Genomic DNA, 14421 nt, shown 5'->3' with positions numbered 1-14421 from the left:
GATCTCCTGATAAACGGATTAGATTGGATCCTAAGCTACCGATCCGGATTGCCTTCAACAATATCCTCAAATAACATTGTGCTATCCACAGACAACAATGCGGCGTCCACCTCCTATGCTCTCATCCAATGATCAGCCAGTTTCAGACCGGAACCCGCTCGGAGACATCAGTGTGCTCTATGTTGGCGTGCTGCTTCGTGCTGCCGAAGCTGAGGGGGTAAACGTACAGGACCTGACACAACGCTTTGAGCTTAACGAGAAAACCCTGACATCGCCGGCGGCGCGCATCAGTATTCCGCGCTTTATGCGGCTGGGTCATGCGGCGATAGAAGCCTGTAAAAACCGAGCGCTGGGGTTGCGCATGGGAGCGCTATCGCGCCCCATTGATGCGGGTATTGCCGGGCTTGCCGGCGAGTCTGCCAGCACAGCGGGCGCCGCAATACAAACGCTTATTCATTATGCTTTACTGACCAGTCGCAATAGCCGCGGCACCCCGCACTCCCTGCCCCAAAAAAGACAACTGCAGTTTTACTCGATTCAGCCTTATAACTCGTTCAATTACTTTGTGGTGGACTCTGTACTGGGCGCCTGGACACAGTTTGTGCGGACGGTGAGTGGCCACTGGGACGTTCTCGAAAAAGTAACGATCGAGTACCCGTCGATTGGCCTGGATGAGCTTTTCGAAGCCTGGTTTCGCTGCCCGGTGCACTTCGGGGCACCCATTAACAGTATAACGATCAGACAGGATATCTGGGATGCGAAAACCCTACAGGCACAACCGGCCATGCACGAGAAGCTGCTACTGCTTTGTGAGGCGGAAATGCAGGACATTGAACGTGGCTGGACAACTGCCGACCGGGTTAAACGTTTACTTACACCTCTTTTCAGAGGTGAAACGCCCAGCCTTGAAACAATTGCCTCAAAGCTGGGACTTACACCCTGGACACTGCAGCGGCAACTGTCGGCGGAACATACCGGGTTTCGGGAGCTAGTAGATAACACCAGAAAACAACTGGCCCGGGACTATATCCGGGAAACCAATATATCGTTGTCAGAAATTGCGTGGCTTCTTGGCTTTGCCAATCCAACGGCACTGCACAAGGCCTATAAACGCTGGTTCGGGCTAAGCCCTGGCGAGCATCGTAAGCAACTGCAAAAGGGGTAACGGAAAATGCTGTGGAGGCACAGATGAAAACAGGGGATACACTTTGGGGAAATAGTGGCGGAGCGGACGGGACTCGAACCCGCGACCCCCGGCGTGACAGGCCGGTATTCTAACCAACTGAACTACCGCTCCGCGCAAGCTGTAACCAATAACCTGAAAGACTTCAGGTGCTTCCGGTTGATCGGTGACAACGAATGCGCATTATAGAGAGATCGTCGGCTTTGTCAACGCTTTACAGAAGAATTTTTCTGAAAACCAATATTTTACGGTGTGTCTTCCATCGCTTCCTTGTTCCCGGCCTCTTTACGGTACTCAATGGGTGTCTTTCCCGACCAGCGCTTGAACGCCCTGTAAAAAGTACTTGGCTCAGAAAAGCCCGTAAGATAGACAATCTCGTCGATCGATTCGTTCGTTGTTGCCAGTAACCGTCTGGCAAGACGATAGCGGAAATCGGCGAGAACCTGGTTGAAGCTGCTTTCAGCCTCAGTCAGCCGGGTTCTCAGTGTGCGTGGTTTAATCCCCAGCCGGGAGGCAACTGCGTCGAGTGTTACGTCGCCACTATCCAGAAACTCGGCAATAATGCGCTCTACCTGGCCAACTATGTCTTTCTTCTCCAGGCGCGCGATCTGTTCGCTGGCAAAGCGTTCATGAAGGTCGAGAAGCTCTGGCTCTGCATGCGGTGAAGCACGGGACAGCAGACTTGCCGGAAAGTACAGTCGATTCTCTTCGGCACCAAAAACCACCTCGCATCCCAGCACGTCTGCGACATGCTCATGCCCGTCCTCACGCTCATGCTCAAACTCCACACGGGACGGGTAAAACTGGTGATCCGTGACAGACTGGAAAAATGTAATCAGACCCTGCACAAAACACTCATTAAAATGCCGGAGCTGCCGAACCTCATCGGAAGCGGCATCCGTTATCATGCAGGCATTCTCACCTTCAACAAAGAAATCTGTATTCGCGGCATCGCTCAGTAAGCGCTGATAGTTTTTGGCACGCCGCAACCCTTCACCAAAGTTCGGGCTACTGAGAAACAGGTACTCCAGAACCTGCCCTTTGTATGCGGGCAGCAACTGGCCAAGATGCAGCCCGATGTCCGGGTCACCAGATACCTCTTCTACCGCCTGCCAGAAGGCCAACTGGGCGCTGTGAGGTGTACGAAGCTTTTCAGTATAAACGTAATCTGCACTCACCCCGAGGCGGCTGAAAACGAGGTCAGTATCCATTCCCTTTGCTTTCATCGCCTCATAAATAAGGCGCAGCATAACCCCGCCATCACGTAGTTCCTGCATATAGCCCCGCTTTGTTACTGTTGGATACTGCTTTGGCCCAGTTTGCTCTACGACCACTTTCGACTAAGGTTTTACAATAATGCATATCAGGTCACAAGCCTACCGTTGTACCGGAATTCGGGTATGACCGGCACCTGTATTCTTTACCTTTATCAAGCGCGCGCCATGTTATCTTTGTTCAGGGAGTCAAGTACATGCCAGACAGGCTTATATATCGGGATACACCGCCAGCACTGTTGCCACTGTATGGCAAAGCGGTTATGCAGAGGAAAAGCCCCTCCCGAAACGGGCTTACACTGCCGGAACAGAGGGCAGTACTGCTTTGTGCGCACACATCTGTAACAGCTCTGCGCCAATATGAGCGTGTCTGCGGATTTCGCTCCGGCAACCATATGCCCATAACCTGGCCCCATATTCTCGCCTTCCCTCTGCACCTGAAGCTTCTCACCGGAAAAGCGTTCCCCCTGCCTTTGCTTGGCCTTGTACATTTGCGTAACAGCATTACACAGCACCGGCCGATTGGAATCGGCGAGCCTCTTAAACTCGAGGTTTTCTTCGGTGGGCAGGCGCACACCAACCGGGGTGTGGAGTTCGAGCTCATAACCCGGGCCGGTTCAGCGGGAACGGTGGTCTGGGAGGAGACCAGCACCATGCTCTATCGTCAGCCAGACAAAACCTCAGGGGCCACGACCAAAGCCGCGCCGCCGGAAGTAGAGATATACCCCAACACCTTTAATGTTAACGTGCCGGAAGCTACAGGCCGCCAATACGCCAGGGTCTCCGGTGACCGCAACCCTATTCATATGCACGCCATGAGCGCCAAAGCCTTCGGGTTTCCCCGGGCCATCGCCCATGGCATGTGGAGCAAAGCGCATGTTGCCGGCATTCTGGAACAACAGGCTGGCTGGCAATCAGATGCGGTACGGATAAGCTGCCAGTTCAAGAAACCGCTTTTTCTGCCAGGTACTGCACAGCTTAACTGGCGGGAATCACCAACCAACTGGGACTACCAGTTGCTGAACACTCGAGGCGATGCGCCTCACCTCAGCGGGCGGATTGACTGGCTTTAAACGGCACCCGCAGAGCTTGGTTCACTCGAGGGCGCGGCCGGCGCATCCGCCACAGGCAGTGTAAAGAAAAAGCATGCGCCTCCGCCTTCCGGACGCTCAAACCCTATTTCACCACCCTGAGCCTGAATCAGCGAACGGCATGTTGGCAAACCAATGCCCATGCCTTCTTCCTTGGTGGTATAAAAAGGCAGAAACAGGTTTTCTCCGGCGTCTTCTGCCAGGCCAGGCCCGTAATCGCGAACGGCAATACGCACGAACCCCTCTCCTGCGCGCGTGGCACTGACTTCCACCGGCAGGTCTGAGCCGATCTCACGGGACGCCTCGAGCGCATTTCGTATCAGGTTCAGTGCTACCTGCTGCACCTGAATGGGGTCAGCCACTATGTCCGGTACATCCTCAGGAATAAGCAGCTCAATGCTTCCGTCGTTATTACGGGCATCCACCTCGGCAAACTGACGCGTATCTTCCAGGAGCGCAGCTACGGACAACACATCCTTTCCGGTTGCCGGTTTTTTCATAAAGCGCCGGATGCGTCGAATAATTTCACTCGCGCGGTGGGATTGTGCTTCAATTTTATCGAGGGTTTCCTGGAGCAGGTTCAGGTTCGGATGCTCAGCGGACATCATCCGCTTGGAGACGCGGGTATAATTGGTGATTGCCGTCAGCGGCTGGTTCACCTCATGAGCAACACCCGCTGCCATTTCACCCATGGTTGTCAGACGCGATGTGTGGGCCAATTGATCTCGTTGCTCCCGCACCAACTCCCTGGCCTCTTCCAGCGCCTGCTCATTCTCCAGCTCTGCCGTTATATCCCGGAATACAACCACGGCGCCACGCAAGTCCTCACCTTCAAGCTTGGGAGTCGCACGGTATTCTGCCGGAAATCCTGTTTGATCCGCACGCAACAATCTTATATCCCGCTGATTTTCAGCAACTCCCTGGCAGCACGTAGCATGTACCGGGAGCCCGTCCGGGCATTCCGCTGCGGTAGAGAAGTGGGTCTCGAAAAAATTGCGGCCAATCAGATCTTCAACCGAGCTACGCATGATGACCCCGGCCGCCGGGTTCGCAAACTCGATGATGCCGTTCTCATCCAGGCCGTAAATGCCTTCGCTTATGGAGTTGAGGATACGGGCCTGATCGCTCTGGAGCTCGCGGTTTTGGGCCTGCAGCTCACGCTCAAGCCGAATCACCCGGGCATGGGTCTTAACCCTGGCAATCACTTCCTGGGATTGAAAAGGTTTGGATATGTAATCCGCACCACCCAGGGCAAAACCTTTAACTTTTGCTTCCAGATCGTCCAGAGCGGAAAGAAATACAACAGCAGAATCTGCCGTCTCAGGGTCAGCCTTGAGGCGTTCACAGACCTCATAGCCATCCATTTCCGGCATCATGATATCAAGCAGAATCACTTCAGGCTGATGACGGTGGGCAAGGTCCAGAGCTTTTTCGCCATCATTAGCAATTAAAAGCCGATAACCTTTGTCTTTCAGCGTTTCATAGAGGACCTTCAGGTTCTGCGGATTGTCATCCACAAGCAGAACCGTAACCTCCGGGTGTTCATTTTCAGCTTCAGTCATAGAGTAATGGGCCGGTCAAAAAGATAGGCTCATCATGCCGGCAGGATTACCGTGCGTCGATAAGGTCCTTTACGGACAGCACCATTCGCACCAGATGCGCCAGTGAATGCGTGCCCATCTTGTGCATAACCCGGGAGCGGTGAATCTCAACGGTGCGCTGACTTATTTCCAGCTCTATGGCAATAACCTTGTTCGCCTGGCCTTCAATCATCCGATCCATGATTTCGTGTTCGCGAGGCGTCAGACTCTCAACCCGGCGAATGATTTCCTGCTTTTCATCCAGGGTTCTGCGCTGCTCCAGGTCCTGCTCCAGCGCGATTTCAATTTTTTCCAGCAACGCCTCTTCACGGTACGGTTTCTGGATAAAATCCACCGCGCCTTCCTTCATGGCATCAACGGCCATAGGCACATCGCCATGTCCGGTCACAAAAATGATCGGCAAAATAGAGTTCTTTTCGTTCAGTTTTTTCTGCAATTCCATACCGTCCATGCCCGGCATACGGATATCCAATACGATGCAACCGGCCATCTCTTCTGAATAATCTGCGAGGAACGTCGCTGCATCCTCATAGGTCTGAACCTGCTTTTCATCTGACTTCAGTAATAACTCCAGTGAGTCACGAACGGCTTCGTCGTCCTCTACTACATACACGGTTTGCTGGATGTCAGTCATGGGTATGCTCTCTCCTTTCTATTTTATTGTCGCGACCGGTCAGTGGATTGACGGATCTTTCTGATCGTCCCGCGCGTGTTCTTCACGTTCATGCTCTCGCATTTCTTCAAGTCGCTGCTGGATAATGCCAAAAACGCTCTCCTTCGGGTAGTTGCCTTTACGGTCCGCTTTACCTGCAGGTCTGCCCAGTAGCAGTGTTACGGCCTCTTCAACATTTGAAACAGAGTAAACCGTAAAGCGTTTTTCCCGGACAGCCTTGACTACTTCGCTGTCCAGCATGAGGTTCTGTACATTATTAGCCGGGACAATCACGCCCTGATTGCCGTCAAGCCCGCCCTTGAGCTGACAGGTGGCAAAAAAACCTTCAACTTTTTCATTTACTCCGCCTATTGGCTGAACCTCGCCAAACTGGTTTACGGAGCCGGTAATCGCCAGATCCTGCCGTACAGGAACACTGGCCAACGAAGAAATCAAAGCGCACAGCTCAGCCAGTGAAGCGCTGTCGCCATCCACTTCGCCATAATTCTGCTCAAACGTCAGGCTGGCAGAAAGCTGCATAGGATCAGTGACGGCAAAGTGAGACGAAAGCCAGGCACTCAATATCATTACCCCTTTTGAATGAATGTTGCCGCCCAGTTTTACATCACGCTCAATATCAATGATATCACCATCTCCATAATAGCAGGTCGCAGTTACCCTGTTGGAGAGTCCGAACTCAAACCCGCCGGTTGACAGCACTGACAAGGCATTGACCTGGCCGATAACCGCCCCCTGGGTTGAGACCAGTGTGGAGCCGTCCCGGATGGAATCATAAAACTGATCCCGAATCCGGCTACTACGGTATTTGGCACTTTCCAGCGCCCTCTCTACATGCACATGCTGAATCAGTCGGGCGCCTGCCTGCCGGGCCCAGAAATCAGACTCGCGAAGGAGATTAGCAATATTGGCCGCATGCAATGAAAGTCTGTCCTGGTGCTCTGCTATTCTGGCGCTGTGTTCAATAATCCGGGCTACGGCTTTGTTGTTGCAGTGCAACAGCTTCTTGTCTTTAACAACGCTGGCAATGAATTTCGCGTACATGACCTGGCTTTCTTCCGACCGGTACATTTCGTTCTCGAAATCAGCCGTTACCCGGAACAGTTCGGCAAACTCCGGGTCATAGTCCTGCAACAGCATCCAGGTTTCACGGTCACCAAACAGCACAAGCTTCACATCCAGCGGCACACCCTCAGGTTCAATTGAAACCGTGCTTGATAATGTGAGCTCTCGCTCAAGGGAATTAATCTGAACGGTCCGGGACCGGAGCGCCCTCTTGAGCCCATCCCACACGAAGGGTTGCTCCAGCACCTTGATGGCATCCATCAATAAATAACCACCGTTCGCCCGGTGCAGGCTACCCGCCCTGATTAAGGAAAAGTCGGTAAAAATAGTGCCCTTATAGGTCACATTCTCAACGTACCCGAATAGATTGTGGTAGGTGGGGTTGTCTTCCACCACCATCGGGACCTCGTTGGTTTTCTGATGCACCACCAGATTAACCAGGTAGCGGCGGGGCATTTTTTTATCCAGGGATGCGTAAGCAATCGCAGCCTGCTCTTCATTGTCGTCAAGAAAAATGTCGAGATTCTCCACCAGATCGGCTCGCACAGCTTTAAAATGAGCCACCACATCCGGTAATTCCCGGTAGCGTTCGACCAGCTCATCAATCTGATGCCCTGAGATTTCTTCCAACGTTTCCTTGTTCAGCGCCTGCTGCTTGTCAACATACTCCTGCTCCCAGTCTGCCAGCTTCCGGACGGCTTTCCGCAGTTTTTTCTCAAGCTTGTTGATGGAGTCTTCAAACTTTTCACGCTGCGCATCTGTGAGCGCCCTGAACGTCTCAGCGGTGTGCGCTTTATCACCGTTCATCGCGATCAGCCGATACCCACCCGGCGTTGTAATATTCAGGCTCACTTTTTTCCGGCGGGCCTGGGCAGCAACCTTCTCAAGCTCATCTTCCTGCTTTTTGCCGTATTCCTCTTTCAACTGTTCCGCGCGTTCCAGGAACCTCTCGCTGTCAAAGGCCTGAGGAATCAGTTTTACCAGCCGGCCCATCAGCTTTTCCATATCCTGCTTCAGCTGCATTCCTTTCCCCGCCGGCAGCTTCAGCAGCCTGGGAACCCGCGACTCCTCAAAATTGGCCACGTAACACCAGTCATGGGTTTGCTGCTCAGTATCAACATGGTGCTCCAGGTAACGCAGCATCATGGTCCGCTTACCCAGCCCGTTACGGCCTACGGCGTACACGTTATAGCCATCATGGGGCATGGCCAGTGCAAATCGCACAGCTTCCTGGGCCCTGTTCTGCCCTACTATTTCTGCCAATGGCTCTAGCTGCCGGGTTGATTTGAATGGCAGTTGTTTCAGTACGCAGGCTTTATAAAGCTGACTCACAGACAATGACTTCAAGATTGGATCCTGTAGCTAGTAACACGTAGCCGGCCATTGTAGGTTCTGAAAATGGATCTGTCGCGCCCGGGCAATTAAATTATGCCCGCATCCAGGCTGGCAGCCACTGACAAACCCAGCTCTTCGCATTGCGCGACAAAATCGGTTTGGAATTCACCACGGCAGAGCAGCGGCTGTTGGACCACTTTCCAACGCAGCCCGGTGGTAATGCTTTCAATAGCTCGCTGTGTTCCGGTGCCGTCGTGTCCGGCACGAATGTAATAGGTAAAAGGCAGGCCCTGGGTCTTCTCCAGGCAGGGATAATAGCTTCGGTCAAAGAAGTCTTTCAGAGCGCCGCTCATGTAACCGAGATTTTCAGTGGTGCCGAGGATAATGGCATCACAGGCGAGAACATCATCCGGGCCGGCCTCCAGCGGGGCCAGCACGGTTACTTCCACATTTTCTATGTCTTCATGCCCTGCACCCTGCGCCACTGCATCACGCAGGGCGCGGGTATTCGGGGAAGGTGCATGGGCAATAACAAGCAGTTTCTTTTTACTCTCCATCACACACCTCCCGCGTGGCCTTAGAGCAGTTCGCCTTTCGCTTCTGCCGGTGCCTCTTCTTCCGGTGCTTCGGCCTTTGGTTCCGGCTTTGGCATCAGCCTTTCGCGTACACTGGCTTCGATTTCGTTGGCTATGTCCATGTTCTCTTCCAGGTACTTGCAGGCATTGGCTTTGCCCTGCCCGATCTTATCGCCATTATAGGCATACCAGGCACCCGATTTGTTCACAAAGCCTTCTTTAACGCCCATATCAAGCACTTCCGCCATGTGATAAATACCCTTGCCGTAAAGTATCTGGAATTCGGCCTGACGGAAAGGCGGCGACACCTTGTTCTTGACAACCTTAACACGGGTTTCGTTACCCACAACCTCATCACCGTCTTTCACGGCGCCGATCCGACGGATGTCCAGGCGTACGGACGAATAGAACTTCAGAGCATTACCGCCAGTGGTTGTTTCTGGCGAACCAAACATCACACCGATCTTCATACGAATCTGGTTAATGAATACCAGCAGGCAGTTGGCGTGTTTCACATTGCCCGTAAGTTTACGCAAGGCCTGCGACATGAGACGGGCCTGAAGACCCACGTGGCTGTCGCCCATCTCGCCTTCTATTTCCGCTTTCGGGGTCAGGGCGGCTACAGAGTCCACAATTATGACATCCACAGCGTTGGAGCGTACCAACATGTCTGCTATCTCAAGCGCCTGTTCACCGGTATCCGGCTGTGACACCAGAAGTTCATCTACGTCGACCCCGAGCTTTTCGGCGTATACAGGATCCAGAGCGTGCTCCGCGTCCACAAAGGCACAGGTTTTTCCCTGCTTCTGTGCTTCTGCGATGACCTGCAGGGTCAGCGTGGTTTTACCCGAGCTTTCCGGGCCGTAAATTTCAACAATACGACCGTATGGCAGGCCACCAATACCCAGTGCAACGTCAAGCCCCAGGGAGCCGGTGGACACCGCAGGAATGGCTTCACGAGGCTGATCCCCCATTTTCATGACTGCGCCCTTACCAAACTGACGCTCAATCTGGCTCAGCGCTGCGTTCAATGCTTTCTTGCGGTTATCTTCCATCAGTGCAAACCCTCTGTTGCCATAGCCGCCGGCATCGTAAGTGTCGCCCGCGGTGAAGTAATGAATCGGAACCTGTACAGCGTTCAGAACAGACTTCCTGTATATTTGAACAGTATTAAAACATACCCCGGAGAAGAGACCAACCCCCGTTCCTGTGAAACCGGTCAGGTTTGTTTCAAAAAACCGGTAACACTCTGCAGTGCAAAAAGAACCGCCTTGCGCCGCACCTGGTCCCGGTTGCCACTGAAGTGCTGTACAGACGTGACGGTTGCCTCAGGGCCTGTGCCCCAGGCAAACCAGACGGTACCGACAGGCTTGTCAGCACTGCCGCCCCCGGGGCCGGCGACACCACTGACAGCAACTGCAACGCCGGCACCTGTCGCTGCCAGAGCACCCACTACCATCTCACGGACAACCGGCTCACTGACCGCGCCGTCATTTTTCAGGGAGGCTTCACTAACCCCGAGCAAAGCCTGCTTGGCATCATTGCTGTAGGTAACAAGGCCGCCAGTTACGTACGCCGATGATCCGGCCTTGTCGGTCAGCACCTTGGCAATCCAGCCTCCGGTGCAGCTTTCGGCGGTTACCAGCATATTGCCTGTTTGCTGGAGCAAAGTGGCTAGCTGATTACCCGCCTGTTCGAGTTCGTGGTCACTGGCAGGCATAATGATCTCCTTCATTTCATCGCGGGCGTTATTTTCTTACAATCCGTGGCTTCACCCAAAGCAAGGTAATCCGGACTCGTCCATGTCAGCAGCTGAGAACGATATTTCTAAACATACCCCAATGATGCGGCAGTATCTAAAGATCAAGGGCCAGCATCCGAACGAGCTTGTATTTTACCGTATGGGTGATTTTTACGAGCTGTTCTATGACGATGCCAAAAAAGCCGCAGAACTCATGGACATCACCCTGACCGCCAGGGGCCAGTCCGGTGGCACGCCAATACCCATGGCAGGGATACCTTACCACTCTTCTGAAGGTTACATTGCCCGGCTGGTAAAGGCAGGTCAATCCATCGCAATCTGCGAACAGATTGGCGATCCGGCCACCAGCAAAGGGCCGGTGGACCGCCAGGTGGTCAGAATTGTGACCCCGGGCACCCTGAGCGATGATGCGTATCTGGAAGACCGCCGCGACAATCTGCTTGCCGCCATTTTCCATCACCGTGAACAGTTCGGATTTGCCTCACTGGATATTTCCAGTGGTCGTTTTGTGGTTTCCGAGCTGGACAATCTGGAGGCCCTTCAGGGCGAACTGCAGCGCTTACGCCCGGCCGAGATTCTCATCAGTGAGGATTTCCCTTACGAAGAGGTGCTGACCGGCCTCACGGGCATTCGCCGGCAGGGCCCATGGCTGTTCGAGGCCGACACAGCCCGCCGGGTAATCACCCAGCAATTGCAGGTTCGCGACCTCACGGGCTTTGGTTGTGAAGACCTCAACCTTGCGATTTGTGCAGCCGGCTGTCTGTTGCAGTACGCAAAAGAAACCCAGCGTACCGCCCTGCCTCATATCCGCAAGCTGACGCGTGAACGCCGCGATGAAGCGGTTATCCTGGACGCAACCAGCCGCCGCAACCTGGAAATTGACGTCAATCTCATGGGGGGGCACCAGCACACCCTGGCCTGGGTGATGGATAAAACCGCCACGTCCATGGGTGGCCGGGAGCTCAGGCGCTGGCTGAATCGTCCACTGCGGGATACCGACGTGGTTCTGCAGCGCCAGCAGGCTGTCTCTGCCCTGCTGGATGGCTTCCACTACGAGCCGGTTCACAACCTTTTGAAAGCTGTCGGGGATATTGAGCGTATTCTGGCGCGCGTAGCCCTGCGCTCTGCCCGCCCCAGAGACCTTGCGCGTCTGCGGGATGCATTCCAGACCCTGCCGGAACTGCAGGAGGTTCTGAAACCGGTCGACTCCGACCATGTTGGCACGCTGGCCCGGACCATAGGGGAATACCCGGAACTGGCGGACATGCTGGAACGCGCGATTATCGACAACCCGCCGGTGGTCATCCGGGAAGGCGGAGTCATTCGCGAAGGGTTTGATGAAGAGCTGGACGAACTGCGTAATATCAGTGAAAACGCCGGCCAGTATCTGCTGGATGTAGAAACCCGGGAACGGGAACGCACCGGTATAAGCACGCTTAAAGTCGGCTACAACCGGGTTCATGGGTATTACATAGAGATCAGCCGTGTTCAGTCTGGCAATGCCCCGGCCGACTATATACGTCGCCAGACCCTGAAAAACGCAGAACGCTTTATCACACCGGAGCTGAAGGAATTCGAGGACAAAGCCCTGAGCGCCAAAAGCCGGGCACTGGCCCGGGAGAAGGCACTGTATGATCAGGTACTGGAGTCGGTTGCAGAACAGCTGGCCCCCCTGCAGGACGCTGCCCAGGCCCTGGCCGAGCTTGATGTCATCAGCAACTTTGCCGAGCGCGCCACCACTCTGCGCTTTGTTGCGCCTGAGTTCCGCGACAGTCCTGGGCTGGATATTGAGGAAGGCAGACACCCTGTTGTGGAACAGCTTCTCGATGAGCCGTTTGTTCCCAATAACCTGTTAATGGACACACAGCGTCGGATGCTGGTTATAACCGGCCCTAACATGGGCGGTAAATCAACCTATATGCGTCAGGTGGCGCTGATTTCTCTGCTGGCCTACACAGGGAGCTTTGTGCCCGCCCAGCGTGCGGTGCTCGGCCCTCTGGACCGTATTTTTACGCGTATGGGATCTTCCGACGACATTGCCGGCGGACGCTCTACCTTTATGGTAGAAATGACCGAAACAGCCAATATTCTGCATAACGCCACCGAATTCAGTCTGGTGCTGATGGACGAGGTTGGCCGTGGGACCAGTACGTTTGATGGTTTATCCCTGGCCTGGGCGACAGCCGAACATCTGGCAAAAGAAATCCGGTGTTATACGCTCTTTGCCACCCACTATTTTGAACTCACACAGCTGGCTGACAACCTGGAGCATGCCGTAAACGTACACCTGACAGCAACCGAGCACGACGATACCATTGTATTCCTGCATAACGTGCATGAAGGGCCGGCCAGCCAGAGTTATGGCCTGCAAGTGGCAAAACTGGCCGGGGTGCCCCAAAACGTCATAGGCAACGCCCGGGCACAGCTGAAATTACTGGAAAGTGATGCAGTACCCGCGGCACTTTCCACCGCAACAGTCGCTGAGTCCGGCCAGCCGCCAGCAGGGTCCGCTCAGGTTGCGTATCAGGGTGACATGTTCGCCAGTACAGAGCCCAGCGCTGTAGAAGAGGCCCTGCAGGATCTTGATTTGGACGGGCTCGCCCCCAGAGATGCGATGAACCGGCTGTATGAACTAAAAGAACTATTGAAAAACTGACGTAAAGTTGACTTGGGTAATCAACTTATAGCGGCCCATGCTTGCGGCGGTGCGGGCTGCTCCCTACAATATCCCCATTAAAATTTAACCATGGAGCTGACAGCAGGCTCCGGATGAGATTGACCACTGAACCAGGGATCTGATTATGGCGTTTATCGTTGGCGATAACTGCATCAAATGCAAACACACAGACTGTGTGGAAGTCTGCCCAGTAGACTGCTTTTACGAAGGGCCAAACTTTCTGGTAATCGACCCCGACGAGTGTATCGACTGTGCTTTGTGTGAGCCAGAGTGCCCGGTCGAAGCTATTTTCTCGGAAGACGAGGTGCCAGCCGACCAGGAACAGTTCATAGAGCTTAACGCCGAACTGGCGGCAGAATGGCCCAACATTACCGAGAAAAAAGACCCTCTGCCAGATGCGGAAGAGTGGGATGGTGTGCCCAACAAGCTTCAGTATCTGGAAAAATAATACCGGCGCGACTGAACATCTGTATCTGAATAAAGGGGAAGCTGCGGCTTCCCCTTTATTACGTTATAAGGCCCGGAAAGCTGTCAGGGCGCAGAGCCCGCTTCATTGGCCGCTAGCCGGATCCCCATGGCAACCAAAAAGCTCCCGGTTACCCCATTAAGCAACCGCTTTACCCTGGCATTAACACCCACGCCACGAAAACGCACCACTGCCCAGGCAAGCCCACACTGCCAGAGCATCGCCAACAAAAAGTGTACCCCTGCAAGCACCATGGACTGCTGAAAGGCACTTCCTTCCGGGTTCACGAACTGGGGCAGCAATGCCATGTAAAAAAGGGCAGTTTTCGGATTCAGAACGTTGGAAAGCAGTCCTTCACGGAGCGGCACCTGCAGCGATACGGTGCGTCTGGCGCCCGGCGACGTCTGCTTGCGGATTGTATTACCACGCTTTATGGCCTGTCTTAATGAGCCCAGCCCGAGCCAGATAAGGTATAAAGCGCCGGCCCACTTCAGGGCGGAGAAAGCCCAGGAAGTCTGCACCAAAAGCAGTGAGATACCTAACGCTGACAAGGTTGCGTGGATAAACAGGCCACAGCATATTCCAAGACTCGTTACACAGCCATCCTGAAAACCGCCGCGACCGGCGTTGCGCATAACCAATAATGTGTCCACGCCCGGTGTAATGGTAAGCAGGCTGATGGCGACAAGGTAGGCGAGAAATAAGTCAGAAAACAATCAGAC

The 14421-nt window shown here is 54.1% G+C and carries 12 protein-coding genes and 1 tRNA gene; 4 read left to right on the top strand and 9 right to left on the bottom strand.

Annotation, left to right across the window (positions count from 1 at the left end; genetic code table 11):
- The first annotated feature begins 115 nt into the window (after nucleotides 1–115).
- Nucleotides 116–1165, top strand: coding sequence for an AraC family transcriptional regulator (locus FFI95_RS12425; RefSeq protein WP_144823006.1), 1050 nt, complete (start codon nucleotides 116–118; stop codon nucleotides 1163–1165).
- A gap of 55 nt (nucleotides 1166–1220) precedes the next feature.
- Here FFI95_RS12425 and FFI95_RS12420 read toward each other — a convergent pair.
- Together FFI95_RS12420 and FFI95_RS12415 are read right to left on the bottom strand one after the other, a co-directional pair.
- A tRNA-Asp gene (locus FFI95_RS12420) sits at nucleotides 1221–1297 on the bottom strand.
- A 131-nt stretch (nucleotides 1298–1428) separates the two neighbouring features.
- A complete protein-coding gene (locus FFI95_RS12415) occupies nucleotides 1429–2460 on the bottom strand; it encodes an AraC family transcriptional regulator (protein ID WP_144823004.1) in 1032 nt (343 codons plus the stop codon).
- A gap of 392 nt (nucleotides 2461–2852) precedes the next feature.
- Between FFI95_RS12415 and FFI95_RS12410 the strand changes: the two genes are divergently transcribed.
- Entirely contained in the window at nucleotides 2853–3530 is a 678-nt protein-coding gene (locus FFI95_RS12410; protein ID WP_246069507.1) for a MaoC/PaaZ C-terminal domain-containing protein, read from the top strand.
- On the opposite strand, the gene FFI95_RS12405 is transcribed toward FFI95_RS12410, so the two are convergent.
- The 6 genes from FFI95_RS12405 to FFI95_RS12380 all read right to left on the bottom strand — a co-directional run bounded on the left by FFI95_RS12405 (nucleotide 3527) and on the right by FFI95_RS12380 (nucleotide 10514).
- Nucleotides 3527–5110, bottom strand: coding sequence for an ATP-binding response regulator (locus FFI95_RS12405; RefSeq protein ID WP_144823001.1), 1584 nt, complete (start codon nucleotides 5108–5110; stop codon nucleotides 3527–3529). The two genes, FFI95_RS12410 and FFI95_RS12405, sit on opposite strands and share 4 nt — an antisense overlap.
- A 46-nt stretch (nucleotides 5111–5156) precedes the next feature.
- On the bottom strand, nucleotides 5157–5783 hold the full coding sequence (gene fixJ / locus FFI95_RS12400) for a response regulator FixJ (protein ID WP_144822999.1): 627 nt from the start codon (nucleotides 5781–5783) through the stop codon (nucleotides 5157–5159).
- Between the two features lie 39 nt (nucleotides 5784–5822).
- On the bottom strand, nucleotides 5823–8231 hold the full coding sequence (locus tag FFI95_RS12395) for a Lon protease family protein (protein WP_144822998.1): 2409 nt from the start codon (nucleotides 8229–8231) through the stop codon (nucleotides 5823–5825).
- A gap of 74 nt (nucleotides 8232–8305) precedes the next feature.
- Nucleotides 8306–8776 (bottom strand): flavodoxin family protein, encoded by a 471-nt coding sequence (locus FFI95_RS12390; RefSeq protein WP_144822996.1) that lies wholly within the window; start codon nucleotides 8774–8776, stop codon nucleotides 8306–8308.
- Between the two features lie 20 nt (nucleotides 8777–8796).
- On the bottom strand, nucleotides 8797–9849 hold the full coding sequence (gene recA / locus FFI95_RS12385; protein ID WP_144822995.1) for a recombinase RecA: 1053 nt from the start codon (nucleotides 9847–9849) through the stop codon (nucleotides 8797–8799).
- A gap of 164 nt (nucleotides 9850–10013) precedes the next feature.
- Nucleotides 10014–10514 carry a nicotinamide-nucleotide amidohydrolase family protein gene (locus tag FFI95_RS12380; protein ID WP_144822993.1) on the bottom strand — a complete coding sequence of 167 codons (501 nt, stop codon included), beginning with the start codon at nucleotides 10512–10514 and terminating at the stop codon, nucleotides 10014–10016.
- Nucleotides 10515–10596: 82 nt separating this feature from the next.
- Between FFI95_RS12380 and mutS the strand changes: the two genes are divergently transcribed.
- Together mutS and fdxA are read left to right on the top strand one after the other, a co-directional pair.
- Nucleotides 10597–13212, top strand: a complete 2616-nt coding sequence (mutS, locus tag FFI95_RS12375; RefSeq protein WP_144822991.1) for a DNA mismatch repair protein MutS — start codon at nucleotides 10597–10599, stop codon at nucleotides 13210–13212.
- Between the two features lie 145 nt (nucleotides 13213–13357).
- Nucleotides 13358–13681 (top strand): ferredoxin FdxA, encoded by a 324-nt coding sequence (fdxA, locus tag FFI95_RS12370; RefSeq protein ID WP_144822989.1) that lies wholly within the window; start codon nucleotides 13358–13360, stop codon nucleotides 13679–13681.
- Nucleotides 13682–13764: 83 nt separating this feature from the next.
- Here the strand turns inward: fdxA and FFI95_RS12365 are convergent, their stop codons facing one another.
- Nucleotides 13765–14415, bottom strand: a complete 651-nt coding sequence (locus FFI95_RS12365) for a LysE family translocator (protein WP_186312018.1) — start codon at nucleotides 14413–14415, stop codon at nucleotides 13765–13767.
- Between the last annotated feature and the right edge of the window lie 6 nt (nucleotides 14416–14421).

Origin of the sequence: Marinobacter piscis (assembly GCF_007671655.1) — a bacterium.
GTDB classification, from domain to species: Bacteria; Pseudomonadota; Gammaproteobacteria; order Pseudomonadales; family Oleiphilaceae; genus Marinobacter; species Marinobacter piscensis.
The sequence above is the reverse complement of the archived record's forward strand: the minus strand, read 5'-3'. Positions and strand labels throughout refer to the sequence as shown.

Excerpts from the sequence above, each read along its gene's own strand:
- FFI95_RS12425 (WP_144823006.1), top strand. The coding sequence starts at position 116 with ATGCTCTCATCCAATGATCAGCCAGTTTCAGACCGGAACCCGCTCGGA.
- FFI95_RS12415 (WP_144823004.1), bottom strand. The coding sequence starts at position 2,460 with ATGCAGGAACTACGTGATGGCGGGGTTATGCTGCGCCTTATTTATGAG.
- FFI95_RS12410 (WP_246069507.1), top strand. The coding sequence starts at position 2,853 with ATGCCCATAACCTGGCCCCATATTCTCGCCTTCCCTCTGCACCTGAAG.
- FFI95_RS12405 (WP_144823001.1), bottom strand. The coding sequence starts at position 5,110 with ATGACTGAAGCTGAAAATGAACACCCGGAGGTTACGGTTCTGCTTGTG.
- fixJ (WP_144822999.1), bottom strand. The coding sequence starts at position 5,783 with ATGACTGACATCCAGCAAACCGTGTATGTAGTAGAGGACGACGAAGCC.
- FFI95_RS12390 (WP_144822996.1), bottom strand. The coding sequence starts at position 8,776 with ATGGAGAGTAAAAAGAAACTGCTTGTTATTGCCCATGCACCTTCCCCG.
- recA (WP_144822995.1), bottom strand. The coding sequence starts at position 9,849 with ATGGAAGATAACCGCAAGAAAGCATTGAACGCAGCGCTGAGCCAGATT.
- FFI95_RS12380 (WP_144822993.1), bottom strand. The coding sequence starts at position 10,514 with ATGCCTGCCAGTGACCACGAACTCGAACAGGCGGGTAATCAGCTAGCC.
- mutS (WP_144822991.1), top strand. The coding sequence starts at position 10,597 with ATGTCAGCAGCTGAGAACGATATTTCTAAACATACCCCAATGATGCGG.
- fdxA (WP_144822989.1), top strand. The coding sequence starts at position 13,358 with ATGGCGTTTATCGTTGGCGATAACTGCATCAAATGCAAACACACAGAC.